Genomic DNA, 24,325 nt, shown 5'->3' with positions numbered 1-24,325 from the left:
CCGTCGTCATCCCGGTGGGGCGACGACCACGCAGTTGCGCCCCTGCTTCTTGGCGCGGTAAAGCGCCTGATCCGCACGATTGATCAGGTCCATCATGTCTTCGCCCAGCTGGTAGGTCGCGACGCCGGCCGAGATCGTGATCCGGCCCAGCGGTTGCTTGCTGTCGGCACGCACCAGTTGTGCCTGCTCGACCGATCGGCGGACTGCATTGGCGAGCGCCTCGGCACCCTTCGAACCGGTCGACGGCAGCAGCAAGGTGAACTCTTCGCCACCGTAGCGCGCGGCGATGTCCCGGCCCTTGATATTTTTTTGCAGCGACTGCGCGACGAACCGGATCACCCGGTCACCGATCAGGTGCCCATGGTTGTCGTTGATCGCTTTGAAGTGGTCGATATCCAACATGACCAGCGACGGCGGGTCGCCAGCCGGCATTTCGATGATCGCCGCGTTGACGTAATCGATCAGCGCGAAGCGGTTGTAGAGACCGGTCAGCGGGTCGGTGACCGCGCGCTTGCGCTCCTCCTGAAGTTGCTCCTGGAGTTCCTCGATCTCCTTGGACTTTTCTTCGAAATGGGTCTGCATCTTGGTGGTCGCGACCTGCATCGTGTGGGTCTCGACCACCAGTACCTGCAGCAACCTCGTGACCTCGTCAAAATCCGTTTTCTTGACGATCTCCTTCGCGAATCCGCCCAGTTTGCCTTCGAACGTGTTGGCATCGTCGCCGGCTGCGTGCAGGGCGCCGCAGACCTCGGCCAGGACCTTGCCGAGGCCCTCCCGAACCATCTCGACATGTGCGATATCGTGTTCGGCAACAAAGTCGCGGTACAGCTGGGTGTTGATGACCGCGGTGAAGGATTGTCCCTCGGCGATCAGGCGGTCGATCTCGGCGCTCAGTGCCGGGTTGTCGCCGCCGACGTAGGCATACCAGATGGCGTAATTCTGCGGTGTGGCGGGTATGCCGTGGCGAGACATCTGTGGGACCGTGAGACGCAAGCGCTCGGCAGCGGCGCCCAATTCGGGGTTCGCCGCCTCGCGGCCGCCAGCGTTTTGGTTGTCCGCCACTACTGCAATCCTTATGGTGTCGCTTGCCTGCGTATCGGTTCCGGCCATCCAAACTTTAAATATACGTGGAGACGCCGCGACCCGCCGACACAGGGCCTTCAGTCCGGTCGTTCCGCCATCGCCACCGTGTAATGCCTGCCCTGTTTGATCTTGCGGTGATTGCCGAACACCTCGACGAACGCACGTGCGATGAATTCCCGCAGGCCGCTGATCACGACCACGTAGAACCGGCCTCCAGGTGAGAGGCGGTTCAAAATATCATGAAAAAACAGATAGTAATGTTCCTTGCTGGTCTTCGCGGGCAGATTCGTGACCACCAGTGAGAACGACTGCGGGGGGACGTGGCGGAGGCCGTCGCTGAGCATCGCTTGTGCGTTTTCGATGCGATTGCGTTTCGCGTTCGCGTTGGCATATTCCACGGCGACGAAATCCTTGTCCACCATCAGGCAGTGACCGTGCGGCGCGGCGCGGGCGATCGCCAGGCCGAGCGGGCCATAGCCGCAGCCCAGGTCGAGCGCGCGTTCGTCCGGTCGCACCTCGAGATGCTGCAGCAACAGGCGCGTGCCCTCGTCGATCCCCTTGGGCGAAAACAGTCCCCAGGTGGTATGGAACTGCAGCCGGTGGCCCAGCAGTTCCTCTTCGAAAACGATGTCTTCGCGCAGGCGATCGGGGTCGATCGGCGGACGTTTCTGCTTGGCCATGTCGCGGTCTTTCCGGCGTGAGTGGTGTCAGTCCCGGGCGGCGCCCGGGGCGTGTTCCGCCAGCCAGAGGGCGATCGCCTCCAGGTGGCGCTCGATGTCGCTGAAGCGGTGGTCGCCGCCGGGTATCTCTACCACGTCCTGACCGGCGTAGAAATCCGCCGCCTCGCGGTGGTCGAGCAGTTCGTCACCCTGTTCGATCATCACCAGGTAGCGTTCCGCGGGCGCCAGATGCGCGCGCTGCATGCCCGCCAGCTGTTTCACGTATGCGTCGTCGACCTCAAACCGGGCGTCGTCACACCAACGTCGCTGCGCACCCCGGTGTGCGGCGAGCAGTGCGTGCGGTCGGACCACCGGATTCAGCAGCACGCTTGGCAGCGCATACTCGGCATTCAGTCGGGTGGCGTAGTAGCCGCCCAGCGAGGAACCGATCATAGCCCCGACGCGGTAGCGTCGAATCAGCGAACCCAGCTGGACGATTGCCGCTTCGGGAGTAAAACACAGATCGGGCGCGATCAGGTGCCGCACGCCGAAACGACGCCGCAGTGCGAGCGACTTGTTGCCCCAGCCGCAGCTGCCGAAACCGTGGATGAACAGGATCACGGCGCGCACACCGGGCATGCGGGGTCGGCACGCAGGCGGATCTCCCGCCATTGCGCATGCAGCCCATCGAACAGCAACAGACGTCCGTCCAGTCCCTCGCCGGCGCCCGACAGTCGCTTGATCGCCTCGAGCGCCTGCATCGACCCGATCACGCCGACCAGCGGCGCGACGACGCCATTGTCGCTGCACCTCTGCTCTTCTTCGCCTTCGTCCGGATACAGACAGCGGTAGCAGGGGCCGCCCGGACGGCCGCCAAACACCGTCACCTGGCCCTCCCAGCGAATTGCGGCCCCGGAAACCAGCGGCGTCTGGCTTGCCTGACAGGCCCGGTTGAGCGCGAACCGGGTGGCGAAGTTGTCGCTGCAGTCCAGCACCAGGTCTGCGGCGCCGACTGCGGCATCGAGTTCGGCACCCTGCAGGCGTGTCGCACGCTCGAGCAGCCGGACATCGGGATTCAGGGCGTTGAGGCGCGTCGCTGCGGAGTCGCATTTCGACCGGCCGATATCCGGCGTCGCGTGCAGGATCTGGCGTTGCAGGTTGCTCAGGTCGACCCGATCGTCGTCAACCAGCTCCAGGGTCCCGACGCCGGCTGCTGCCAGGTACATTGCGACCGGCGAGCCGAGGCCACCCAGGCCGACTATCAGCGCGCGGGCCTCGTTCAGCCTGCGCTGGCCCTCGATGCCCAGTTCGGGCAACAACAGGTGACGGCTGTAACGTAACAGGTCCCGGTCGTCCATCGCTGCAACCGGGTCACATCAGCGCGCCGTTGAGAGGCGCTCTACAGATAGCGGCGCCAATGCTCGGGCCGGTCGTCCTGACAACCGTGATCGCGCTTGCGATAGCGGTTCACGAACACCTTCTGCGTGCAGTTGGATTCGCCTTTCGCACATCCGAGGTTGGCGCGCTGCGTCTCCTCGGTGTAGTGGTAGAGGGCCCGCTTGATCTTGTGAACCAACCGGTTGTCGAGGTGAAAGCCCCCTTTTTCGAGCAATGCCTCGATGTCGTACAGGCAGATCACGAGCAGGTGGTATGTGACCTGCAACATCCCTTTGTTGACGACCTCGACCTGTTCGACCCCGTCGATCTCGATGAGATAAGCGGCTGCCGACCCGACCTGGTCCGGGTCGGGATGCAGGGTGCACAGCGCGATTTCACGTTGCTTGAACAGGCTGTCGCCGGCTTTGTCCATGGACGCAATGCTGTGCCGAAAGTCCGTACCGGTCAAGGGGTTTGGTCGTTCCCCGGGGCTCCGTCATCGGGTCTGGAGGCGCCCGCCGGAATGGCGTGCCTTGCCCGCCAGGTCCCGTTCGGTGACGACCTGATGAAAACCGTGGTGCACCAGGAGTGCGCGGACGCGTTCGCCCTGATCGAAGCCATGTTCCAGCCACAGCCAGCCTCCATCGCTCAGGATCGACGGTGCCTGCGCGGTGATCGAGCGGATCGCATCCAGGCCGTCGTCACCGGCGGCGAGCGCGGTGCGCGGTTCGAAGCGGACGTCGCCGCGCCCGAGATGCGGGTCGCCAGCGGCGATGTACGGCGGGTTGCTGACGATCAGGTCAAACTGCGCCGCACGCGTAATCGGCGACAACCAGTCGCCGCACAACAGGCTCAGGTTGCTCAGCTGCAACCGGCGTGCATTGTCCGCGGCCACCGTCAGTGCAGGCAGCGATCGATCGGTCGCGACGATATGCCATTGCGGCCGCTCGTGTGCAAGGGCGAGGGCAATCGCGCCGCTGCCGGTGCCGAGATCGAGCACGCGCGCTGTCCGCGGAAGATCGAGCCGCAGTACGATCTCGACCAGCTGTTCGGTCTCGGGCCGCGGGATCAAGGTGCTGTCGTCGACCCTGAGTGGCAGCGACCAGAATTCGCGCTCACCGGTCAGGTGTGCAACCGGCCGTCCTTCCAGGCGCGCCGCGACCAGGCGCGCAAACGCTTCGGCTTCCTTGTCATTGACCCGGTACTCGGGATGCGCGTACAGCCAGCTGCGGTTGTGCCCGAGTGCGTGCGCCAGCAGCACCTGGGCGTCCAGCCCCGGCGACTCGCTGACTGCCGCCAGCGCGTCCGCGGTGCCTGCCAGCAGCCCGCGCACCTCCGCGCGGACGGCGTCCTTGGACTCATTCACTGCCCAGCGCCGCGAGCTGCTCCGCCTGGTACTCGTGGGTCAGCGGATCGATCACCTGGTCCAGCTCGCCCTGCATGACCTCGTCGAGCTTGTACAGCGTGAGGTTGACGCGGTGGTCGGTGAGTCGGTTCTGCGGGAAGTTGTAGGTGCGGATACGTTCCGAGCGGTCACCGCTGCCGACCTGCAGACGGCGATCCTCGGCGCGGCTGGCGGCGGCGCTTTCCTGTGCCGCGGCCAGCAGGCGCGACTTCAGCAGCGCCATCGCGCGTGCCTTGTTCTTGTGTTGCGAGCGCTCGTCCTGGCATTCGACCACCACCCCGGTCGGCAGGTGGGTGACACGCACCGCGGAATCCGTGGTGTTGACGTGCTGGCCGCCGGCGCCCGACGAACGGTAGGTGTCGATCCGCAGGTCGCCGGGATTGATATCGAACTCGTCGACCTCCTCCGCCTCGGGCAGGATCGCGACCGTACAGGCCGAGGTGTGAATGCGGCCCTGCGACTCGGTCTCCGGGACTCGCTGCACACGATGCGCGCCGGACTCGAACTTGAGCCGCGAGAACACGCCCTGACCGACGATCCGCACCACGACCTCCTTGTAGCCGCCGTGTTCACCGAGGCTCTGGCTGATCATCTCGGTCTTCCAGCGGCGCTGCTCCGCATAACGCAGGTACATCCGCAGCAGGTCGCCGGCAAACAGTGCAGCCTCGGCACCGCCGGTCCCTGCACGGATCTCCAGGTAGGCGTTGCGCTCGTCGTGCGGGTCTTGCGGCAACAGCAGGCGCTGCAGTTCCGGCTCGAGTTGGTCCAGTGTCCGTCGAGCGTCGCGACAGGCGTCCGCGGCCAGCTCCGCCATCTCCGGGTCGTCGAGCATCTCCTCCGCGCTGTGGAGTTCTGCCTCGGCATCGATGAAGCGCTGGTAACAGCGGCTGACCGGTTCGACCTGGGCATACTCGCGACTCAGGTCGCGAAAGCGGTTGCTGTCGTCCTGGGTCTGCGGGTCGGCGAGCAACACGGTGATCTCTTGAAAGCGATCCTGAATATGCTCGAGCTTGCTGCGGATGCTGGTCTTCATGCGGGGCCGGGGGTGCGTGAACGGGAAAGGGTCGTCCGGGTGGCTGCGGGCGCCGTGACGGGGCCCGCGAAGCGCGGGAGTCGCTAGTCGTTGCCGGACTTGGGCTGTCCGAGCTGAAACAGCGCGTTCGCGGCCTCGAGCAGTTCGTGGCGGCCGTTGCAGCCGGCCTCGCGCAGCTGGGTGCTCGGTGTGTGCAACAGCTTGTTGGTCAGCGTCTGGGCGAGAAAATTCAGCGCCTCGTCGGCTGGCCTGCCGGCGTCCAACATGCGTTTCGCCTTGATCAGCACCTCGTCGCGGATCTCTCCGGCCTGGCGGCGATAGTCCTGGATCAGCCCGACCGCATCCAGCGAGCGCATCCACGAGACGAACTCGTCAACCTGGAAGGTGATGATCTCCTTGGCCTGCTCGGCGGCTTCGCGGCGGGAACGCAGGCTCCCCTGGATGACCTCGTCGAGGTCGTCCACGGTATACAGATAGACGTCTTCGAGGTCGGCGACCTCGGCCTCGATGTCGCGCGGCACCGCGATATCGACCATGAAGATCGGGCGGTGGCGGCGCCGTTTGAGAGCGCTCTCGACGCTGCCCTTGCCGAGTACCGGCACCGGGCTGGCGGTCGACGCGATCACGATATCCGCCTCGGCGAGATGCGCCGGGATCTCGGTCAGGCCGATGGCGAAGGCGTCGAACTGCGAGGCCAGTTCCTGGGCGCGCGCTATGGTGCGATTGGCGACGATGATCCGCCCGATGCCGTTCTGTGTCAGATGGCGTGCGGCCAGGTCGATCGTCTCGCCCGCACCGATCAGCAGCGCAGTCTGTTCGGACAGGTCGGCGAAGATCTGCCGCGCGAGGCTGACGGCGGCGAACGCCACCGAAACCGGGCTGTCACCGATCGCGGTGTCGGTGCGCACCTGCTTGGCGGTACTGAATGCATGTTGAAACAGGCGGGTGAGGATCTTGCCGGTACGCCCGGCCTCGTTGGCGGTTTGAAAGGCGTTTTTCACCTGGCCGAGGATCTGCGGTTCGCCGAGGATCAGCGAATCGAGGCCGCTGGCAACCGACAACAGGTGCTGGATCGCGCGGTGCCCCTCGTGTGTATAGAGGTAGGGCGCGACGTCTTCCACCGCAAGGCCGTGGAACCCGGCCAGCCATTCACGGGTCAACTCGAGTGCGTCGTCCTCGGCATCGCAATACACTTCGGTGCGGTTGCAAGTCGACAGGATCACCGCCTCGTGCACCGCCGAAAGATCGGTCAGGCTGCGTAACGCGCCGACGATGATATCCGGGCCGAATGTGACCCGTTCCCGGATGCTTACCGGGGCGGTCGTATGGTTGAGTCCTATCGCGAGTAGCGACATAGTGATCGGCGGATTCTGGACGTCGAGGCGGAAATTTTGAGATATCAAGGGGTTGAATGCAAGTGGAAAGGCCTTTTATCGAGTGCGGCGCAGGCCATTTCAGGCATTTCCGCGTACCAGCCTATCCGGTAATCTACGCGCTGTGAAAACGCTACTTTTGTGCCTCGGGTTGGTGTCGCTGCTTGCCACCCAGGGATGCCAGACGATCAAGCAGGCGACGAGCGCACCGGCTGAAACCAAAACCGACGCGAAAGCGGCGCCGGTATTGCCTTTTCCGGAACCCGAACCGGTCAAACGCGAACTCGACGAGGATCTGATCTACAGCTACCTGGTTGGTGAGATCGGGGCCCACCGCGGTGAGTTGCGCCTTGCGCAGACCCACTATCAGCATGCGGCGATCCTGGCGCGCGATGCCTATGCGGCGGAACGTGCCACCCGGATCGCACTGCACCTCAAGGATTACCAGTCGGGCCTGGCGGCGGCACGCCGCTGGGTCGAGCTGGCGCCCAACGACATCACCGCCCGGCAGCTTGCGGCCGTTTTGTTCCTGCGCAACAAGCAACCGGACCTGGCGGGCGAGCAGCTCGACGCGCTGATCCGGATTGCCGATGCGCGGGGGGTCGATGGCTACCTGCATGCCGCCGGGGCGCTCAGCGTCGAGGTGGACCGCGCCGGTGCCGAACAGCTGCTCCAGGATCTGCACGAACGGCACGCCGACGACGTGCGGTCATTGTATGCGGTGGCTGTCTTGCAGGCCGCCCACCGTCGCTTCGCCGAGGCCGAAACGGGCCTCGTCGACGTGATCAAGCGCAAGGCGGACTGGGAGCAGCCGCGCATCCTGCTGTCGCGGGTGTTGGTGGCGCAGAACCGGCGCGACGAGGCCCTGGCGCTGCTCAGCAAGAGTGTCCGCGAATATCCCAAGAGTGTGTTGTTGCGCACGACCTACGCCCGCATGCTGGTGGACGCCTCCGATTACCCGGGCGCGCTCGCGCAGTTCAGGTCACTCCACGAACTGCAGCCGGACGACGACGAGGTGACCTTCGGCTATGCGATGCTGGCGACCCAGCAGGAGCGGTGGGACGAAGCGCGGCCGTTGTGGCAGACACTGCGCGGTCAGGCCGATCGACGCGACGAGGCGAGTTACTACCTGGCGCAGATCGAGGAGCGCAACGGCAACGACGATCTGGCCGTCGGTTTGTTCGGCAGCGTGACCGGGGGTGAGCTCAAGGTCGACGCGGTCATGCGGTCCGCGCAGATCCTGGCGCGTACCGGACGGCTCGAGCAGGCCCGCGAGAAACTGCAGCAGGCACGGATCGCGAACCCGGGGCGTGCCGCCGATCTGTACATCGCAGAGACGCAACTGGTGCAGAAGCACGGCGATCGCGACGAGGCACTCGCACTCTATGAGACCGCGCTGACCGCGTTTCCGAGTAATCCGGACCTGCTGTACAACCGCGCGCTGTTCGTGATCGAGCTGGGCAATTTCGAATGGATGGAGCGGGATCTGAAGCACCTGCTGGAGGAAGACCCTGACCATGCGGACGCGTTGAACGCGCTCGGATACACCCTGGCTGATCGTAACGAGCGGCTTGACGAGGCGTTCGCCTATATCGCGCGGGCTCTGAAGTTGCGGCCGGACAGCGCAGCGATCCTCGACAGCATGGGCTGGGTGCTCTACCGGCAGGGTGACCTTGCACAAGCCTCGATCTATCTGCGTCGTGCCTTGCAGCTCAACCAGGACGACGAGATAGCAGCCCACCTCGGTGAGGTACTGTGGATCCGCGGCGAACACGACAATGCCCACGAAGTCTGGCGCGACGCCCTGGTCCACAAACCCGACAGTGAAAAGATCCGCGCGGTGATGGAGAGGCTCAAGGTCAACCCGGAATGACCCGCGGGGGCAGTTGGCCGGCACCGGCCAAACTCAACCTGATGCTGCGTATCGTCGGTCGGCGGGACGATGGCTATCATCTGTTGCAGACCGTTTTCCAGTTCATCGATCTGCAGGATCGTTTGACGTTCGAAGCGCGCTCCGATGGGCAGGTGGAGCGGGTCAGCCCGGTATTGGGTGTCCCGGCGGACGACGACCTCACCGTACGCGCAGCGCGACTGCTGCAACAGGTCTGTGGGGTCGACAAGGGCGTTTCGATACGCATCGAAAAGCGGATTCCGATGGGCGGCGGCCTGGGAGGCGGCAGCTCGGATGCCGCGACGACCCTGGTCGCGTTGAACCGGTTGTGGGGGTGCGGTCTGGACGAGGCGGAGTTGATGCGGCTCGGCCTCCAGCTTGGTGCGGATGTGCCGGTCTTCGTTCACGGTCGGGCCGCCTGGGCGGAGGGCGTCGGCGAACAGTTGAGCGACATTGCACCGTCCGAGTCGATCTACCTGTTGCTTACGCCGCCCGTACATGTGGACACGGCTGCGGTCTTTCGGGATCCCGATCTGCAAAGGAATTCTCCCAAGATCACGCGAGATGAATTTCTCTCGGGTGTGACAGGGAATGACTGTTTGGCGGTGGTCAAGACACGTTATCCGTTGGTTGCTCAATGCTTCGACTGGTTGACGGAGCGGGCAGGGGCAAGGCTGACCGGTACCGGTGCCGGATTGTTCGCGGAATGCGCCGACCGCAAGGAGGCGGAGCGACTGCTTCGGGAGTTGCCGCCGGGAGTGCCGGGGTTCGTCGTGCAGGGGATGAACCGCTCACCGTTGCTCGACGCTGTCGCCCGGTCGGCATGAAATGCACGCTGGGTCGTTGCGGCCCCGCGCCTGCTTCCTTAACGAATCCCCGTTCTGATGTGGCCTCGAACAGTAGTTGGCCGTTTAGAGGGGGATGCGTACTTTGAGCGGCTGTTTGCGGCGCAACGGATTCATCTCAACAACCAGGGCGATGCGGCCCCAGTTGGCTTTCTCGAATGCCTTTATCGATGGGCGATTGGAATGCCAGATACGTGCATACAGTCGGCTGAATCCGTCATTCAGCATGTCCACCGCGGAACGTGCGATGAGTTGTGACGCTACGCCTCGGCCGCGCACTTCAGGCACTGTTATCACCTGGACCAACTTCGCCTCGGATTCGCGCAGTGGCCAGAAGTTGCGTTGCCGGTAACGTTCGCCATACCAATAGGCACACAGGCCCACGAGCTGGTCACCCTCATAGCATCCATAGAGGCGCGAACCAGGCCCGGCATACCACGCCTGTTCCCGGATCTTGGGATGTTCGGCGGATTCGACGTCAGTTTGTCCGACAGTTCTGATCTCAAACTGCGCAGCGTTCGATGGCGACGTCACGCGCGCTTTGCGGTTCGCCTCAAATGCATAGATGAAGTAGGGGGCGTATCCTCCCGAAACGAAGTCCAGGATGCCTTTCAGCGCGGTCTGCGTCACCTGTTTGATGGTCATGCCCTGGAGCGCAGCAAGCGCTTGATCTTCGCCTTTACTCCCAGACGTTCCAGAGTGTTGCCCGCGATGCGCGACAGATTGTCCATGGTGTGGTGTGCATGAATGAGCAGGCTATTCGCAAAGGTCCTTCGCAGGAAGATGACATTGGCACAGAGTCGCTGGTCGGTTGAAAACAAGAGCTTGTGTGCCGATTCGCCTTCGGTGAAATCGAAATAACGAAATTTTCCTTCCCCCAGCAACTGTTCGGTTGCCAGCCACTGCAGTACGGTACCGACCGACAAGTGGCTGTAGTCCGGATCGTAGCCGAGATAGGCATAAATCACGGCGTCGTCTTCAACGGGGCAATACAGGTAGGAAACCGGCCTATCTCCGTCGAACAAGATGTAGGCTCTGAGCTGGTCCTTTCCGGCAAGCTCTTCTGCCTCCCTCCTGAACGAATCGGAGTCAGGGATTCCTGCATCCAGCAGGCGTTCCTGGTAGGTCTTTTCCGAAACCTTGCGGGCGAGCGCAAAGAATTCGCTCATGTCGGCCGGCGTAGCGAACATCTTCCACGAGATCCTGCCGCCGCTGTGGGTCTCGAATTTCTTTACTTTCCTTTTCAGCGTAGATCGCGTCTTCGACGAAAACTTCGCGAGATAGTCGTCAAAAGACTGCTGAAGGTCGATGTAACAATGTCGGTATTGCTTGACGGTGTACACAACGTAGGAATCCGTCACGCTGATCGCCGGCAGGGTGTCATTTATCTGCAGCCCGCGAACCATGAAACCCCGGCTCCCCTCGGCCAATGGTTCGTCCGGAGGTTGTGGCGCATCCACGGGTGTCTGGCCCGGTGCAAGCGGGTTTGCCCACGCCTGCAACGGCAGTGTCACCCTGAAAAGGGTCAGGTCGCTAAGCGAGAACTTGAGCGTCTCGTTTCGAACGGAAAGGTATCTCATGAGAAGCGTCGGCGATAGATCTGTTCGGCCATTCGGATGCCTGTCTTCCAGATCGGCGACGACAGCGGCTTGCCCTGAGCAGCGCTGGTTACCGGGGTCAGGCCCTTGAATCCCCGGGTGTCGAAGACATCCCGATGCCTGTCTAGAAAAGCGCACAGTTTGTGGAACCGCCGTACCACGACGTCATCCTTTCTTTGTTTGGCCTGATTGAGCAGTTCGAAATTGTGAAAAAGAATCACGAACGAATCCAGTCCCGCATCCAAAGCTTGGCGCAACAGCCCGACCATCTCGCCGTAGGAGCAGGCTCCCACCTGCGCGTGTCGCAAGGAACCCGTGCCGTCATCGAAAACCGTCATCGGATACTCGAACACGCCGTCGCATTCGGTCGGATTCAACAGTGTCGTACCCGGGAGTACGCCGCTGTCCGGTCCGAACATGCTGGCGTTGTAGCTGGAATCGAACGAAACGTTGTTGTTGGCCAACGCGACGAGTGTGTCTGCATTGAACGCGAAGCTACCGGCCCGAAATGCGTTCGTTTCGGCAGCGCCCGCTTCGTCGAGCAATCTCAGGCCGTGTCCCACCAGCGTGGTCTGTTCGTCGCGGGTGAAGTAACGCATGTGTTGGCGCTTCTTCGAGGTATCCTGCAGAAGCGGCTGCCTCGATTCGTCGACCCACTCGGTGTGCATGTGGAGCTGAATCTCCTGCCCGGCGTCGTTCAACAGCCCAACTATCTCTTGCAGCGGCTGAATGCCGAATCGGCTGGCGAACAGCGGCTCCACAAAAAAGACCCCGTTCAAGCCGTGTTGGTTGAGCACGTCAACAATATGCGGGAGGCCGTATCGCCCCTTGCTGGTGGGACCGTAGATGTAGCGTTGGAAGGCTTCGGGGAAGCGGCTATCCAGATCGTTCCAGCCGTCGCACCAGACTTCCACATCTACAGTAAAGAATACATTCATCGGGAATCCGTTCGGAACGTGCGGCGTGATTCGCCTGCGCGAAAAGATCGCCCGCGAGGGTTGGGTTGACTGGGTGCTGGATGCGAGAGCTGATCGTGCCGATTTTCTCTGGAATACGACACGCAGGGTACCCTGGCGCGTGGTTGAAGGGTACCGGTGATTCGCATAGACCGCCTTTCTTTGTCGCGTCTCATGATGTCGGACAGAGTCGCCTGGCAGTCGCCAGGTGAATCAGAGACCTTCGCAAGACCAGGCGCCCTGACGGTCTGGTCTGCGGCTCGGCACATGAGCGGTCGACACCTGGAGGTCCGGCGGTGCATCGATCAAGGCTTCCGCGGTTCTCGGTCGGGTGCGTCTTGGTACGGGCGTGCCTCGCGGCCCGTGTTGAGGATTCGGCTTCGCCTCTTTCCGGGCAGGGGGCGCCACAAGCGGGGTAGGGTGGCGCCAACGCCGGTGCCCGCCGAACGGATAGATGGATCGACAATCCTCCGGCGCCCCGGGGTCCGACCGCCGTGGCGTGGACCATTGCCCAGTTTGTGGTACTATCCCGCGCTTCGAAATTCACCGCCTTTTCGTCCTGAGTTTGGTCTGTCAAAAGGCTGCAGCGGGGGGCGACGCCGGGGACGGCACGGGGTATGGTCCCGGCGATGGCCGTCGGCAAGGCGATCGGTCGTGGATTGCCGAGACTTTTGGGGCGTAGCCAAGCGGTTAAGGCACCGGACTTTGACTCCGGCATCCCAGGTTCGAATCCTGGCGCCCCAGCCAAAAATCGTGGAGGGCCGCGGAGCGGCCGGGCGCCGAGAGTGCGGGCGACAGGATGAGAACCGTCAAGGTTCGACGGAGGTGCGGAGCACCGAAGAACGTCGCGCTTGTCGCGGCGGCCCGAAGGGCGAGGGCGAAGCCCGAGTAATCCTGGCGCCCCAGCCAAAAATCGTGGAGGGCCGCGGAGCGGCCGGGCGCCGAGAGCGCGGGCGACAGGATGAGAACCGTCAAGGTTCGACGGAGGTGCGGAGCACCGAAGAACGTCGCGCTTGTCGCGGCGGCCCGAAGGGCGAGGGCGAAGCCCGAGTAATCCTGGCGCCCCAGCCAAAAATCGTGGAGGGCCGCGGAGCGGCCGGGCGCCGAGAGCGCGGGCGACAGGATGAGAACCGTCAAGGTTCGACGGAGGTGCGGAGCACCGAAGAACGTCGCGCTTGTCGCGGCGGCCCGAAGGGCGAGGGCGAAGCCCGAGTAATCCTGGCGCCCCAGCCAAAAATCGTGGAGGGCCGCGGAGCGGCCGGGCGCCGAGAGCGCGGGCGACAGGATGAGAACCGTCAAGGTTCGACGGAGGTGCGGAGCACCGAAGAACGTCGCGCTTGTCGCGGCGGCCCGAAGGGCGAGGGCGAAGCCCGAGTAATCCTGGCGCCCCAGCCAAAAATCGTGGAGGGCCGCGGAGCGGCCGGGCGCCGAGAGCGCGGGCGACAGGATGAGAACCAGCTGGTTCGTTGTAGGCGCGTGGCACATGGATAGGTTTCGCGCTGAGCAGATTGTATGGGGCCGCCGTTACTGAATTGTATTGGACGGCTGTCCGAGCGACCGATGGGAGCCCAAGGTGTCCACCTCCGGCATGATGGTTTTTTCGGGTAACGCCAATCCGCAATTGTCGGTCGACATTGCGGCCTATCTGGACATTCCACTTGGCAAAGCGGCGGTGGGTCAGTTCAGCGATGGCGAGACCATGGTCGAGATCCAGGAGAACGTGCGAGGCCGCGACGTGTTCGTGGTACAGCCAACCTGCGATCCGACCAACGACAACCTCTTGGAGCTGTTGGTGATGATCGACGCGTTGCGTTGGTCGTCGGTGCGCAGAGTCACCGCAGTGATTCCGTACTTCGGTTACGCTCGGCAGGATCGCCGTCCGCGCTCGGCACGCGTGCCGATCACGGCACGTCTCGCGGCCAAGATGATCGGCACCGCGGGCGCAGATCGCGTTTTGACGATGGACCTGCATGCCGATCAGATCCAGGGATTTTTCGATATCCCGGTGGACAACGTGTATGCGTCACCGATTCTGCTCGGTGACATCTGGCGGCAGAAGTACGACGACCTGATGGTCGTGTCGCCGGACGTCGGGGGGGTGGTGCGCGCACGGGCGCTGGCCAAGCGCCTGGACGATGCGGACTTGGCGATCATCGACAAGCGCCGACCACGTGCAAACGTGGCGCAGGTGATGAACATCATCGGGGACGTGGAGGGCCGCACCTGCGTGCTGATCGACGACCTCGTGGATACTGCTGGGACCCTGTGCAAGGCGGCCGGTGCATTGAAGGACGCCGGCGCGGACAAAGTGGTTGCGTATTGTACGCACCCGGTCCTGTCGGGGCCGGCGGTAACCAATATCGAGTCATCACGTCTGGATGAATTGGTGGTGACGAACACGATTCCGCTACGCGAAGACGCGGCGGCGTGCAGCAAGATTCGTCAGTTGTCGATTGCGGGCCTGCTCGCGGAATCGATCCGGCGGATCAACAATGAAGAATCGGTCAGTTCACTGTTCGTGGACTGAGGCGTGGCGGGATTTCCCCGCGTGAGTTGCGTCCGACATGGGCCTGGTCGCGGGTCGCGGACGTGTTGTTTGTGTCTTTAACGAGTGACGAGACATGCAAGAGAACTTTGAAATCGAAGCAGTGTCCCGCAGCGATCAGGGGAAGGGTGCGAGCCGCCGCCTGCGTCGCGAGGGACTGGTACCGGGGATCATCTACGGCGGTGGCAAGGACCCCGAGATGTTTGCCACCAAGCACAATGAGCTGATTCAGCATCTGGAACATGAAGCGTTCTATTCGCACATTTTGACCGTCAAAGTCGACGGCAAAGGGCAGCGGGTCGTACTGAAGGACCTGCAGCGCCACCCGGCCAAACCGTTCGTAGTGCACGTCGACCTGCTGCGAGTCGCGGAAAGCGACCGCATCAAGATGCACGTACCGCTGCATTTCCTCAACGAGGCATCCTGCCCGGGAGTGAAGGCCGGTGGCCAGGTTTCGCATACGATCTCCGATGTCGAGGTGATTTGTGCGGCCAAGGACCTTCCGGAGTACATCGAGGTCGATCTCGGCAACCTGAACCTGGGCGATATCCTGCACCTGACCGACCTGAAGATGCCGGAAGGCGTCGCATTGGTGGCGCTCAGCCACGGAGATCCCGCCGAACATGATGCGGCGGTGGTCTCGATTCATGCTGCGCGAGGTGGCGCTGGTGAGGCGGGTGAAGAAGAGGAGACTCCCGCCGAGTGATTGTATGCCGGCTGTCCTGCGGACAGCCGGCCTGGGTCCTACAGCGGCGGCTTCGGCCGCCGTTTTTTTTGCTGATCGTGCAGCCGGATCAAGCCTGTGAACCGGCCGGCGTGCGGCGCACAGCGTCGTGATCACGGGGGGGGGCGCCACAGCGCACTCATCGCGAACCCCGGTGTCCTGCCGGTTGCGGTGATCTGCAGCGCACGCATCGGCCTGGCGGCAACTGCCGATGGGGCTATCGATGGCGACAATTCAGTGTGTCGTTGGCTTGGGGAATCCTGGCCCGAAGTATGCGGACACCCGGCACAACGCCGGCTTTTGGTTTGCGGACCGGTTGGCCCGCGCCTACAACGCAGACCTACGGAACGAAAACAAATTCAGTGGCGACGTGGGGCGCTTGCGAACACCGGTCGGCGAGTGCTGGTTGGTTAAACCCTCGACGTTCATGAACCACAGCGGTCGCACGGTAGCGGCGCTGTGTAACTACTACCAAATCGCACCCGAAGAACTGCTCGTGGTGTATGACGAACTCGATCTGGCGCCAGGCGTGATGCGCCTGAAGACCGGCGGTGGGCATGGTGGACACAATGGCATGCGCGATATCTGCAACGCCCTAGGTACCCAAGGGTTCCATCGCCTGCGCATCGGCATCGGGCATCCGGGCCACAAGGATGCGGTGGTCGGTTATGTGTTGTCGCAGGCGGGGAAAGACGAGCGGGCGCTGATCGACGACGGCATTGCCGAGGCAGTGCACCATTGGGAGACGATTCAGGCGGGCGACCTGCAGAGGGCGATGAACGATCTGCATACCAAGACCTGAAGCGGTCTCGGCGAATTGGATCAATCGAATCTTGTGAGCACCCCCTCCGGCTGAGCGGAGGGGGTGCATTTTGGCGGTCAGTCGTGGTTGAAGACGTATCGTGGTTTGAACCAGCTGACCATCAGCGGCAGCAACATCAGTGCTGTGAACACGTCGATGATCAACGCCCAGCCGATGTAGATGCTCAGACCCCAGGTGTTGGCGAGTGTAGTGCCGACCAGCGGGATGAATGAGCCAAGCAACACGATGATCGAAACGATAACGGCCGACCCCGTCGTGTTCTGCGTGTTGCGCAGTGCCTGCAGCCAGTTGCCGCCGGTCGCGGTCATTTCCTCGCGCAGCCGCGAGACCATGTAGATCCCGTAGTCGACCCCGAGGCCCATCGCGATGGACAGCGTCACGAGCAGGTGAAACGCGAGGTTGCCGGACCAGTTCTCCACCGACGTGAAGTAACCGCCCAGGCCGTACTGCGCGAACAGGGTGATCAACAGCGTCAGCGTCAACATCCCGGACACCAGTACTGAGCGGAACATCACTGCAGCGATAATGAAGATCGCCAGTGCGGTCTGCAGCGGACTGATCAGCCAGTTCACCATGGCCACTTCGCGGGTCGCCTCGGTCGCGCCGAGGAAGCCGCCGATGCCAGGACGCACATAGTCGGGGCCTTCCACCGAGAGCTCGTTGGTGTCGCCGGACGTGTCTTCATTGCGTAGGCCGAAGTTGACCTTGGCGAAGCCCGGGTCGTTCTTGTGCTCCTCGATGTACTGCTGGATGTCCATCGTCACTTCGTGGGTCTCGACCGGATCCATCGTGTTGATGAAGCCGAGGATGACGCCTTCGTTCCAGGTTTCGGTGTCGACGAACGAGTCCATGTCCCCGGCCGAGGTCATCGCCTCGAGCAGGCCGTTGTAGGTTTGCACGATCGCATTCGGGCTGCGGTCATCATCCGGGTCGATTCCGAGCAGATAGTCCTTGTTCGGAACACGCAGATCCGAGAGCCGGGTCGGTTCGCCCACCTCGGCGGCCAACAGCATGTTGACCAGCCTTACGTATTGCGTATAAGACCCGGTGTAGCCGACGAAGCGGTGAGCCCGCAGCCAGTTCTCGAACTTCTCGATGTCCGTGTGCAGTTCGACCTCGTTGAATACTCCCTGTGGCCCGCAGGCTTCGGCATCCCAGCAGGCCATTTCTGTCTTGTACTTCTGACAGGCCGCGGCCTTCTCTTCCTTGTTTTCTATGTCGTAGATCGAGTCTGGGAAAAACTCCTCGAGACAGCCGCGGACATTCTCGACTTTTCCTCGAATGGGAATAGACACCGAAATCACACCGGGCATGATTTCGTTGAGCTGGACGAGATCTTTCCAGGTGGGCGAACTGCCCTTGAACGCCGCGCGCGCGTAGTTGATGCCCTTCTCGACGCCCGGCATGTAGTCATTCTCTTCAGCGAGCTTGACGGCATCCTCCGGGATTCCTTCCCAGTTGAGCAGGTTGGTGTAGTACGCCGACCATGCGGTGACCGCGACCACCACGCCGATCGGCAGCCATTTGCCGGGTCCGGTGACGATACGCGTGAGCAGCCCGCCCACGGCCACTTCCCAGCCGTGTCCTTCCTGCGACTGGCAGCATTCCCTGCTCGGCGGCATCAGCGTGAGCAGCAGGGGGATGAGGGTTGTTGTGGTGAGCAGCAGCGTGAGCATGCCGAACACACCAAAGTACGCGTAGTCCTTGTAGAACGAGATATCGACGGTAGCCAGCGTTGCGAAGCCCACCATGTCGGTCACGATCGACAGCGTGGCCGGGATGATGGTGTGACGGATGGCTTCGCGTGCGGCGAAGGTCGCATCGCCGCTCTGGCCGTTCTCCAGCATGAAGCGTCGCGTGACCTGCACCGAGTGTCCGATGCCGATCGCAAGCAACAGCATCGGTGTCAGCACCATCATGGTCGTCAGCTTGAACGCGGTGAATCCCATCAGACCAAGGGTCATCGCGATGGTCATGCCGACGCCGATCAGCGGTAGCAGGGCTCCGCGCCAGTTGCGGAATTCCACCCACAACACGACGATGACGATGGCGATCGAAATCGTGAACAGCCACCAGTGGTCCACCAGATCCGCCAGCATCCAGGCAAGGAAATACGGTTCGCCCGCGACCAGGAGCTCGATGCGGTCGTCGGCGCCGTATTCGTCCATCATGGCGCGCACCTCGCGCACCCACGGCAGGTAGATCTCTTTAACTTCGTCGGTGTAGTCGGCTATGACATAGGCGGCCTTGGCGACGCAGAAGTCCTTGTCATAGTCCTCGTAGGCGCAGCGATTGCCATCGGCATCCCACATCGACACCAGCATCGGCGCCATCACCGGGTTCGTCTTGACACCCTCGCGCAGAAAATCGAGCTGTTCCCTGGCTTTCTCCGGGTCGTCACTGATGCCCTCGGTCGGGATCAGTCGCTTGAAGACCAAGCCGTTCTCATCGGTGCCCATGTACTTGATCTTCTGCGACGCAATGTCGATGAAGTTCGCCGGGCGTGAATGGGGCAGGGCCTCGAGTTTGTTGTGGATCTCCTGGATCTTGTTGATGAACCAGGGTTGCCAGATATCGCCCTCCTTGATCTTGAGGGCGAACACCATCAGGTTGCCCATGCCGAACTTGTGTTCGGCGTACAGGTTGGTCGCGACATAGCGGTTACTCGCCGGCAGCAGCGTATCGGGGTCGTTGCGGATGTCGAGCTGCGGCACATAGATCGCACCCGCGACGGTGCAGACGAGTAGGAAAGCGATGATCGGCCAGCGGAAACGCAGCACGAAGTCCGCGTACCGGCTGGCCCAGGTGTTGTTTTCTGTGGTCATGATCCTCAAGCCCTGTCAGTTTCTAGATCTGTTCGGCAAAAAAAGCGGCGTCGACCGAGGCCGAACGCCGCTTTTGCGGAGCTTACGTCAGGTTTTCATTATTCGATGATGTACTTCAGTCCGACCTGGATGTTCGAAGAATCTTCGAACTGGCCGAATGTGGTGTCCTCGTCACCCCAGTAAAGGTTCAGTTCACCGGTGACGATCAACTGATCGGACAGTGAGTACTCGGCATCGAGCCGGTTCCAATAGCCGCCGCCCTCTTCAAAGATGATGATGTTGTTGACGCGACCCAGCTGTGCGGCACCGAAAGGCTTGGACAGGAACAGCGAGTAGAACTCCTTGTTCTTCTCAGCCTGATTCAGGCCGTTGGTCAGGTGAAGCGTTGCGAAGTCCGCGGTGTAACGGCTGCAGTCGATGGTGTTGGTGCCCTGGGTAACGCATCTGTCCGGTTCATCGATGTAGTCGAGGTTGCGGAACTGGATGAACTGCGCGCTCACCAGCAGGTTGGTCAGTACCGTGACATCGGCACCCAGCACGTACTTGAAGTAGTCGGCCTCTTCCATCTTGAGTGCATTGGTGAGATCGCCGATCGACAGCAGGTACTTGTCGACGACAGGCTGCCGCTCTCCCTTGTCGTACAGGAACTCGCCGCGCAGGACGATCGGTGTGTCGCCGACGTCGAGTGCATAGTCGAACGAGGCGCCAATGCTGTGAACGCGGTGAGAGGTCTCGGTGAAATGCAGTGTCGGTGCGCCAGCGCCCGGGCTGCCATCCAGCGTCGCGGGGTTCAGTGCCCCGTAGTAGTTGCCTGCATCATCGTGCAACAGGATCGTGGTCGGATTGCCCAGGTCGTGGTTGGCGCGTGCCTGGTCGCGGGTAAGGGCGGTCGATGCGTCCGGCAGGAAGCTATCGTCCGGCTGGATACCCGGCGTGCCGTTCGAATCGATGACCATCGTCGCGGCACGCTGCACGGTCAGCTCGTTTCCATCCTTGCCGCGCCAGCTCAGGTCGATGGTCGGATTCGAGCTGTAGTGGTAGAAGTAGTTCACCGAGAAGTTCAGGCCGTTTTCGAGACTGGCGCGATAACGACCGCCGATATTGGGCTCCTCGCCGTAGTCGCGTTCCCAGGTGGTGTCGATGCCACCCAATCCGGTTGGATTGCTCGGGTTGAACTCGGTGAAGGTGTTGAAGGTCGCGAACGTCGCATTGGACATGTATTCGAACGCGGACGATGCCTTGTTCGGTGTCCAGGTGACGTCGGTGAAGTTCGGGCCATTGACCGCGAGCAGGTTGGTGACGTTGTAGTTCCCGTTCGGATCCACCAGGCCCGCCGGGAAGCCCGGCTGGCCGGTAAAGCCGTTCTGGGCAAAGGCGTTCAACAGAATGTATCCAGGTGCCGCATTCGGGTCGGTCGGCACGGTCGGAGTAATCTGTCCCGGATTGCTGGTCGCGTCCCAGAAACCGCTGGCGAAGCCGTCCACCGTCAGGCCGCCGAAGACGGTGAGGCCCGGAGCGAAGAATCCGCCGCCGGTGAATGCCCCGTTCATCGCTGCGGCGTTGAAGGTGGCCGCGACCTCACTCAGTGCCGGTGCGATGTTGTAAAAGCCGTTCACCCGACCGGAGATGGAGTCGACGCCCTTCATCATGAACGGGTGGCCGCTGTCGCCATTGGAGTTCAAGCCGGGAATCTTGTTTTCCTCGGACTGGGAGACGATCAGCTGGATGTTGCCGCCGTTGTCGAGATAGCGCTCGGCATTGACCATCCAGACCGGTATGCGCGAATCCTCCAGGGAGTTCTGGTTCAGTTCGCGGAAATCGGTCGGGTTGATGATGTCGAGCAGCTTGATGCCGTCAGCCGTTCCCCACACTACCTGCTGCTTACCGAGACGCAGGTCCCAGCCGCCGGCACTGGTGTCGACATACAATTCCCGCAGGTAATCGTTCTGAGTGTAACTGCGGTGGTATTTGTAGTCCGCGTTGACGCCCTTGCCATCGACCACAGGCCGGAGTTCGGCATGCCAAGTGGCCGATTCGCCGAGATCGCCGTTGAAGAAGATGCGCGCTGAGTTCTCGAACTTCATCAGGTCGCCGGCATCGTGCTCACGATCGTCGAGCATGCTTCGCGCCTGGCCGGTGACCTGCCCGGAATTGATGAAGAAAGCGGTCTCGTTTTTCAGCTCGGCCGAGACCTGGACTTCCGCCTGCACGCCCAGGGGCGCGGCAAGCAGGGTGGCCACGGCCATCCCCAATGGTGACTTCTTAAACATTCAATGACTCCCTACACGCTCCGCGCGTGACTGCCTCGCCGGGGGCTGTGCCCCGGCTGATTGTTTTTTCGATGGATCTCAACGCTTGATCTTGCGCAGCGTGGACTCCGACCACCAGTTGGCTTCATAGGTCTCGTCGACACGGTTGACGTTCGCTGGAATCACCGCCCAGGTCTGGTTGCCGGTAGCCAGCGTCTTGCCATACCAGTAACCCCAGCCAACCGCGCGCGGGTCGTCCGATTTGCCCAGCGGTACCCAGTCGCGGTCGATGACCTTCACCTGCTCGCCGTTTTTGAAGTACTCGCTGCGGTAGTCGGCGAAGGTCTTGGTGTCGATGTAGGAGATCCGGTAGTCGTACCACCATCCTTCGAACTTGGTGGTGGATTTCACCTTGTACACCTCTTTTCCCTTGGGGCTGCAGGAGCCGGACTTGGGGAGGCCGGTGGTGTAACGGGTCTGTTCGTCGTCGTTGATGGCGATGTAACCGAGGCAGTCGTTGAAGGCCTCTTTGCCAAGCAGTTCGTGGGTTTCGTGGAACGGTTTGCGCAGCGCCACGTCACCGAACGTAAAGTCGGAGCCGCCCCATGCGTCGTCGTGTGCGGGCTGGGCGAAGCGCCGGATCTTGCGCAGTGCGGGCAGCCAGATCATGTAGGACTGGCTTTTCGCGTCGTCCTGGAAGTCCGTGATCAGCATGCCGGTGCCCTTGAGCTTGCCCGAACGAAAGATCGCCAAATCTTCCGCCTTGGTCGCGTCGTCAGCGGGATAATCGTTGTTGAGATAGCGCTCCAGGGTGTTGGTCGTGGGCGTCTTGCCTTCCCCCTTGATTACCAGCACGGTGATGTCATCGTCCTGCTTGGTGATCGCGTAGTTCTTGAACGCGTAGAAATGATTGACGAAATACACCTGCTCCATGATCTGGTCGGCGGTCAGATTGCCGCTCGGGTAGGGCAGATCTTTGGGCACGCCGGCAATGGCGGTGAACGAGAGCGTGGTAGACAGGGTGAAGGCCGCGATTCCGGCCCTAAGGATTTGACGCATTTTGGTTCCTCTCAGCGAACGAATGGGTACAGACGCGTATCGCCCGATCCGATCATGCCCGCCAAGGGGTATGCCGAATCAGCTGGGTTCAAAGACTGCAGCGCAATATTGGCGCGTCCTGCGCACGGGTATTTTTTTATTTTTTATCAGTATTTACAGAATCTAAGTTGCCCAGAGAATTTTACATTGACAGATGTCAATCATCCATCATTTTTGCGCCAGCCAGGCGTTGCGCCTGGCTCTCTTATCACCGGGCGGTGAGGGAATTCAGGCAGGACGTGCCGGTTGGCGACCGATGCTGTAGTGGGTCAGGCCGGCATCGGTGAGCGCTTTCGGGTCGTAGATGTTGCGCCCGTCAAACACAACGGGATGCCGCAGTGTCTCGCGGATGGCCGCGAAATCAGGGCTGCGGAACTCGATCCACTCGGTGACGACCGCCAGGGCGTCAGCGCCTTCCAGTGCGGTATCGGCATGTTCACAGATCTCCAGATCCGGTCGCTCGCCATATAAGCGTCGGGCTTCCTCATGAGCGATCGGGTCGAACGCGCGCACCTTGGCGCCTGCATCCCAGAGCGCCTCCATCAAGGTGCGGCTCGACGCGGCACGCATGTCGTCGGTGTTGGGCTTGAAAGCCAGGCCCCAGAGCGCGATCGTCTTGCCAGACAGTTTGCCTTCGAAGTAATCGCTGATCTTGTGGAACAGCAACTCCTTCTGTCGGTGGTTCACGGCCTCGACGGCATGCAGCAACTGGGGCTGATAGCCGACGCCGAGTGCGGTCTTCTCGAGCGCCTGCACGTCCTTCGGAAAGCATGAGCCGCCATAACCGCAGCCCGGATAGATGAACTGGAAGCCGATGCGCGGGTCCGAGCCGATCCCGATGCGCACCTTCTCGATGTCGGCGCCGAGGATCTCTGCGATGTTGGACAACTCGTTCATGAAGCTGATCTTGGTCGCGAGCATCGCGTTCGCAGCGTACTTCGTCAGTTCGGCCGAGCGAATGTCCATGAACAGGAGGCGTTCGTGATTGCGGTTGAACGGTGCGTACAGCTGACGCATCGCCTCGATGGAACGCGGGTTCTCGGTACCGACAACGATCCGGTCGGGCTTCATGAAATCGGCGATCGCGGCGCCTTCCTTCAGAAACTCGGGGTTCGAGACGACGTCGAAATCGATATCGACCCCGCGCTGCCGGAGCGTTTCACGAATGCGGTTGGCGACTTTGTCGCCGGTACCTACGGGTACCGTGGATTTGTCGACCACGATCTTGAAATCGGTCATGTGTTCGGCGATGGATCGTGCCACGGCGAGGACGTACTGCAGATCGGCAGAGCCATCTTCGTCGGGCGGCGTGCCCACGGCGATGAACTGGATCTGGCCGAAATCCACGCCCGTCTTGGCGTCCGTCGTGAACAACAGCCGCCCGGCCTCGCGATTGCGCTTGACCATCTCGGTGAGGCCCGGCTCGTAGATCGGCACGCCGCCGCCGTTCAGCAGGTCGATTTTGGCGGGATCCACGTCCACGCACATGACTTTGTTGCCGACTTCGGCGAGGCAGGTGCCGGTGACGAGGCCGACATACCCACTTCCAAAAACAGTGACTTTCATGGTCTGCTAACGATCCTGGCTAATAAAAACAATGGCTTGGGGCGGTGCGTGCAGTGCCCCAGGTCGGACAGCGCATGCGAGCGCCGCATGCTAGCACATGGCTTTTCCAGGTTGGCGTGTCGGCTGAAAGATCATTTTCTTCCGCGGTTGACAGTGGGCTGTCGTTACCAGAGAATACCGCCTCTTTTTTGGAGGGGTTCCCGAGCGGTCAAAGGGATCAGACTGTAAATCTGACGGCTCAGCCTTCGGAGGTTCGAATCCTCCCCCCTCCACCA

Annotated in this window: 20 protein-coding genes, 2 tRNA genes and 4 other RNA genes; 11 read left to right on the top strand and 15 right to left on the bottom strand. The window is 62.0% G+C overall.

Features of this window, described 5'->3' with window-relative positions; translation table 11 throughout:
* Positions 1 to 6: 6 nt before the first annotated feature.
* From H6955_13505 to H6955_13470, 8 genes are all read right to left on the bottom strand, one after another.
* Positions 7 to 1,062 carry a GGDEF domain-containing protein gene (locus H6955_13505; GenBank protein MCP5314567.1) on the bottom strand — a complete coding sequence of 352 codons (1,056 nt, stop codon included), beginning with the start codon at positions 1,060 to 1,062 and terminating at the stop codon, positions 7 to 9.
* A 98-nt stretch (positions 1,063 to 1,160) separates the two neighbouring features.
* Positions 1,161 to 1,763 carry a methyltransferase gene (locus tag H6955_13500; protein ID MCP5314566.1) on the bottom strand — a complete coding sequence of 201 codons (603 nt, stop codon included), beginning with the start codon at positions 1,761 to 1,763 and terminating at the stop codon, positions 1,161 to 1,163.
* A gap of 27 nt (positions 1,764 to 1,790) precedes the next feature.
* Positions 1,791 to 2,363: a hypothetical protein gene (locus H6955_13495; protein ID MCP5314565.1), complete on the bottom strand. Its 573-nt coding sequence runs from the start codon at positions 2,361 to 2,363 to the stop codon at positions 1,791 to 1,793.
* Positions 2,360 to 3,100 (bottom strand): molybdopterin-synthase adenylyltransferase MoeB, encoded by a 741-nt coding sequence (moeB, locus tag H6955_13490; GenBank protein ID MCP5314564.1) that lies wholly within the window; start codon positions 3,098 to 3,100, stop codon positions 2,360 to 2,362. The genes H6955_13495 and moeB overlap by 4 nt, the downstream gene beginning before the upstream one ends.
* Positions 3,101 to 3,141: 41 nt before the next feature.
* Entirely contained in the window at positions 3,142 to 3,552 is a 411-nt protein-coding gene (locus tag H6955_13485; protein ID MCP5314563.1) for a hypothetical protein, read from the bottom strand.
* Positions 3,553 to 3,615: 63 nt separating this feature from the next.
* Positions 3,616 to 4,443 (bottom strand): peptide chain release factor N(5)-glutamine methyltransferase, encoded by an 828-nt coding sequence (prmC, locus tag H6955_13480; protein ID MCP5314562.1) that lies wholly within the window; start codon positions 4,441 to 4,443, stop codon positions 3,616 to 3,618.
* 34 nt (positions 4,444 to 4,477) lie between these two features.
* A complete protein-coding gene (gene prfA, locus H6955_13475) occupies positions 4,478 to 5,557 on the bottom strand; it encodes a peptide chain release factor 1 (protein MCP5314561.1) in 1,080 nt (359 codons plus the stop codon).
* Between the two features lie 83 nt (positions 5,558 to 5,640).
* The gene (locus tag H6955_13470) at positions 5,641 to 6,912 is read right to left on the bottom strand and encodes a glutamyl-tRNA reductase (protein ID MCP5314560.1); all 1,272 of its coding nucleotides are present in this window, start codon (positions 6,910 to 6,912) and stop codon (positions 5,641 to 5,643) included.
* Positions 6,913 to 7,054: 142 nt separating this feature from the next.
* Here H6955_13470 and H6955_13465 point away from each other — a divergent pair, with 142 nt between their 5' ends.
* Both H6955_13465 and ispE read left to right on the top strand, forming a co-directional pair.
* Entirely contained in the window at positions 7,055 to 8,803 is a 1,749-nt protein-coding gene (locus tag H6955_13465; GenBank protein ID MCP5314559.1) for a tetratricopeptide repeat protein, read from the top strand.
* A complete protein-coding gene (gene ispE / locus H6955_13460) occupies positions 8,800 to 9,648 on the top strand; it encodes a 4-(cytidine 5'-diphospho)-2-C-methyl-D-erythritol kinase (GenBank protein ID MCP5314558.1) in 849 nt (282 codons plus the stop codon). Before H6955_13465 ends, ispE begins: the two co-directional genes overlap by 4 nt.
* An 84-nt stretch (positions 9,649 to 9,732) precedes the next feature.
* Here ispE and H6955_13455 read toward each other — a convergent pair whose 3' ends face one another.
* From H6955_13455 to H6955_13445, 3 genes are read right to left on the bottom strand one after another with little or no spacing between them, the layout of a single operon-like run.
* Complete coding sequence (locus H6955_13455; GenBank protein ID MCP5314557.1) at positions 9,733 to 10,311, bottom strand: GNAT family N-acetyltransferase; 579 nt, start codon at positions 10,309 to 10,311, stop codon at positions 9,733 to 9,735.
* Positions 10,308 to 11,246 carry a GNAT family N-acetyltransferase gene (locus H6955_13450; GenBank protein MCP5314556.1) on the bottom strand — a complete coding sequence of 313 codons (939 nt, stop codon included), beginning with the start codon at positions 11,244 to 11,246 and terminating at the stop codon, positions 10,308 to 10,310. Before H6955_13450 ends, H6955_13455 begins: the two co-directional genes overlap by 4 nt.
* Entirely contained in the window at positions 11,243 to 12,202 is a 960-nt protein-coding gene (locus tag H6955_13445; GenBank protein MCP5314555.1) for a polysaccharide deacetylase, read from the bottom strand. The genes H6955_13450 and H6955_13445 overlap by 4 nt, the downstream gene beginning before the upstream one ends.
* Positions 12,203 to 12,892: 690 nt before the next feature.
* On the opposite strand from H6955_13445, the gene H6955_13440 reads away from it, so the two are divergent.
* From H6955_13440 to pth, 8 genes are all read left to right on the top strand, one after another.
* Positions 12,893 to 12,967 (top strand) — tRNA-Gln (locus tag H6955_13440).
* A 31-nt stretch (positions 12,968 to 12,998) separates the two neighbouring features.
* Positions 12,999 to 13,129: non-coding RNA, RtT sRNA (locus tag H6955_13435), on the top strand.
* 31 nt (positions 13,130 to 13,160) lie between these two features.
* Positions 13,161 to 13,291: non-coding RNA, RtT sRNA (locus H6955_13430), on the top strand.
* A 31-nt stretch (positions 13,292 to 13,322) separates the two neighbouring features.
* A non-coding RNA gene (locus H6955_13425) (RtT sRNA) lies at positions 13,323 to 13,453 on the top strand.
* Between the two features lie 31 nt (positions 13,454 to 13,484).
* Positions 13,485 to 13,615: non-coding RNA, RtT sRNA (locus H6955_13420), on the top strand.
* Between the two features lie 193 nt (positions 13,616 to 13,808).
* On the top strand, positions 13,809 to 14,747 hold the full coding sequence (locus tag H6955_13415) for a ribose-phosphate diphosphokinase (protein MCP5314554.1): 939 nt from the start codon (positions 13,809 to 13,811) through the stop codon (positions 14,745 to 14,747).
* Between the two features lie 94 nt (positions 14,748 to 14,841).
* Positions 14,842 to 15,471: a 50S ribosomal protein L25/general stress protein Ctc gene (locus H6955_13410; protein ID MCP5314553.1), complete on the top strand. Its 630-nt coding sequence runs from the start codon at positions 14,842 to 14,844 to the stop codon at positions 15,469 to 15,471.
* Between the two features lie 241 nt (positions 15,472 to 15,712).
* Entirely contained in the window at positions 15,713 to 16,291 is a 579-nt protein-coding gene (gene pth, locus H6955_13405) for an aminoacyl-tRNA hydrolase (protein ID MCP5314552.1), read from the top strand.
* A gap of 77 nt (positions 16,292 to 16,368) precedes the next feature.
* Here the strand turns inward: pth and H6955_13400 are convergent, their stop codons facing one another.
* From H6955_13400 to H6955_13385, 4 genes are all read right to left on the bottom strand, one after another.
* Positions 16,369 to 19,137 carry an MMPL family transporter gene (locus H6955_13400; GenBank protein ID MCP5314551.1) on the bottom strand — a complete coding sequence of 923 codons (2,769 nt, stop codon included), beginning with the start codon at positions 19,135 to 19,137 and terminating at the stop codon, positions 16,369 to 16,371.
* Between the two features lie 98 nt (positions 19,138 to 19,235).
* Positions 19,236 to 21,407, bottom strand: coding sequence for an RNA polymerase-associated protein rapA (locus H6955_13395; GenBank protein MCP5314550.1), 2,172 nt, complete (start codon positions 21,405 to 21,407; stop codon positions 19,236 to 19,238).
* Between the two features lie 78 nt (positions 21,408 to 21,485).
* Entirely contained in the window at positions 21,486 to 22,445 is a 960-nt protein-coding gene (locus H6955_13390; protein MCP5314549.1) for an outer membrane lipoprotein-sorting protein, read from the bottom strand.
* A gap of 267 nt (positions 22,446 to 22,712) precedes the next feature.
* Positions 22,713 to 24,050: a UDP-glucose/GDP-mannose dehydrogenase family protein gene (locus tag H6955_13385; protein MCP5314548.1), complete on the bottom strand. Its 1,338-nt coding sequence runs from the start codon at positions 24,048 to 24,050 to the stop codon at positions 22,713 to 22,715.
* A 190-nt stretch (positions 24,051 to 24,240) separates the two neighbouring features.
* On the opposite strand from H6955_13385, the gene H6955_13380 reads away from it, so the two are divergent.
* Positions 24,241 to 24,325: transfer RNA gene (locus H6955_13380), tRNA-Tyr, on the top strand.

This window comes from Chromatiaceae bacterium, assembly GCA_024235395.1.
Classification (GTDB): Bacteria; Pseudomonadota; Gammaproteobacteria; order Chromatiales; family Chromatiaceae; genus Thiosocius.
This window is presented reverse-complemented; position numbering and strand designations above follow the sequence as displayed.

Coding starts and splice junctions, on each gene's coding strand:
- H6955_13500 (MCP5314566.1), bottom strand. CDS start 1,763: ATGGCCAAGCAGAAACGTCCGCCGATCGACCCCGATCGCCTGCGCGAA.
- moeB (MCP5314564.1), bottom strand. CDS start 3,100: ATGGACGACCGGGACCTGTTACGTTACAGCCGTCACCTGTTGTTGCCC.
- H6955_13485 (MCP5314563.1), bottom strand. CDS start 3,552: ATGGACAAAGCCGGCGACAGCCTGTTCAAGCAACGTGAAATCGCGCTG.
- prfA (MCP5314561.1), bottom strand. CDS start 5,557: ATGAAGACCAGCATCCGCAGCAAGCTCGAGCATATTCAGGATCGCTTT.
- H6955_13470 (MCP5314560.1), bottom strand. CDS start 6,912: ATGTCGCTACTCGCGATAGGACTCAACCATACGACCGCCCCGGTAAGC.
- ispE (MCP5314558.1), top strand. CDS start 8,800: ATGACCCGCGGGGGCAGTTGGCCGGCACCGGCCAAACTCAACCTGATG.
- H6955_13455 (MCP5314557.1), bottom strand. CDS start 10,311: ATGACCATCAAACAGGTGACGCAGACCGCGCTGAAAGGCATCCTGGAC.
- H6955_13450 (MCP5314556.1), bottom strand. CDS start 11,246: ATGAGATACCTTTCCGTTCGAAACGAGACGCTCAAGTTCTCGCTTAGC.
- H6955_13445 (MCP5314555.1), bottom strand. CDS start 12,202: ATGAATGTATTCTTTACTGTAGATGTGGAAGTCTGGTGCGACGGCTGG.
- H6955_13415 (MCP5314554.1), top strand. CDS start 13,809: ATGATGGTTTTTTCGGGTAACGCCAATCCGCAATTGTCGGTCGACATT.
- H6955_13410 (MCP5314553.1), top strand. CDS start 14,842: ATGCAAGAGAACTTTGAAATCGAAGCAGTGTCCCGCAGCGATCAGGGG.
- pth (MCP5314552.1), top strand. CDS start 15,713: ATGGCGACAATTCAGTGTGTCGTTGGCTTGGGGAATCCTGGCCCGAAG.
- H6955_13400 (MCP5314551.1), bottom strand. CDS start 19,137: ATGACCACAGAAAACAACACCTGGGCCAGCCGGTACGCGGACTTCGTG.
- H6955_13395 (MCP5314550.1), bottom strand. CDS start 21,407: ATGTTTAAGAAGTCACCATTGGGGATGGCCGTGGCCACCCTGCTTGCC.
- H6955_13390 (MCP5314549.1), bottom strand. CDS start 22,445: ATGCGTCAAATCCTTAGGGCCGGAATCGCGGCCTTCACCCTGTCTACC.
- H6955_13385 (MCP5314548.1), bottom strand. CDS start 24,050: ATGAAAGTCACTGTTTTTGGAAGTGGGTATGTCGGCCTCGTCACCGGC.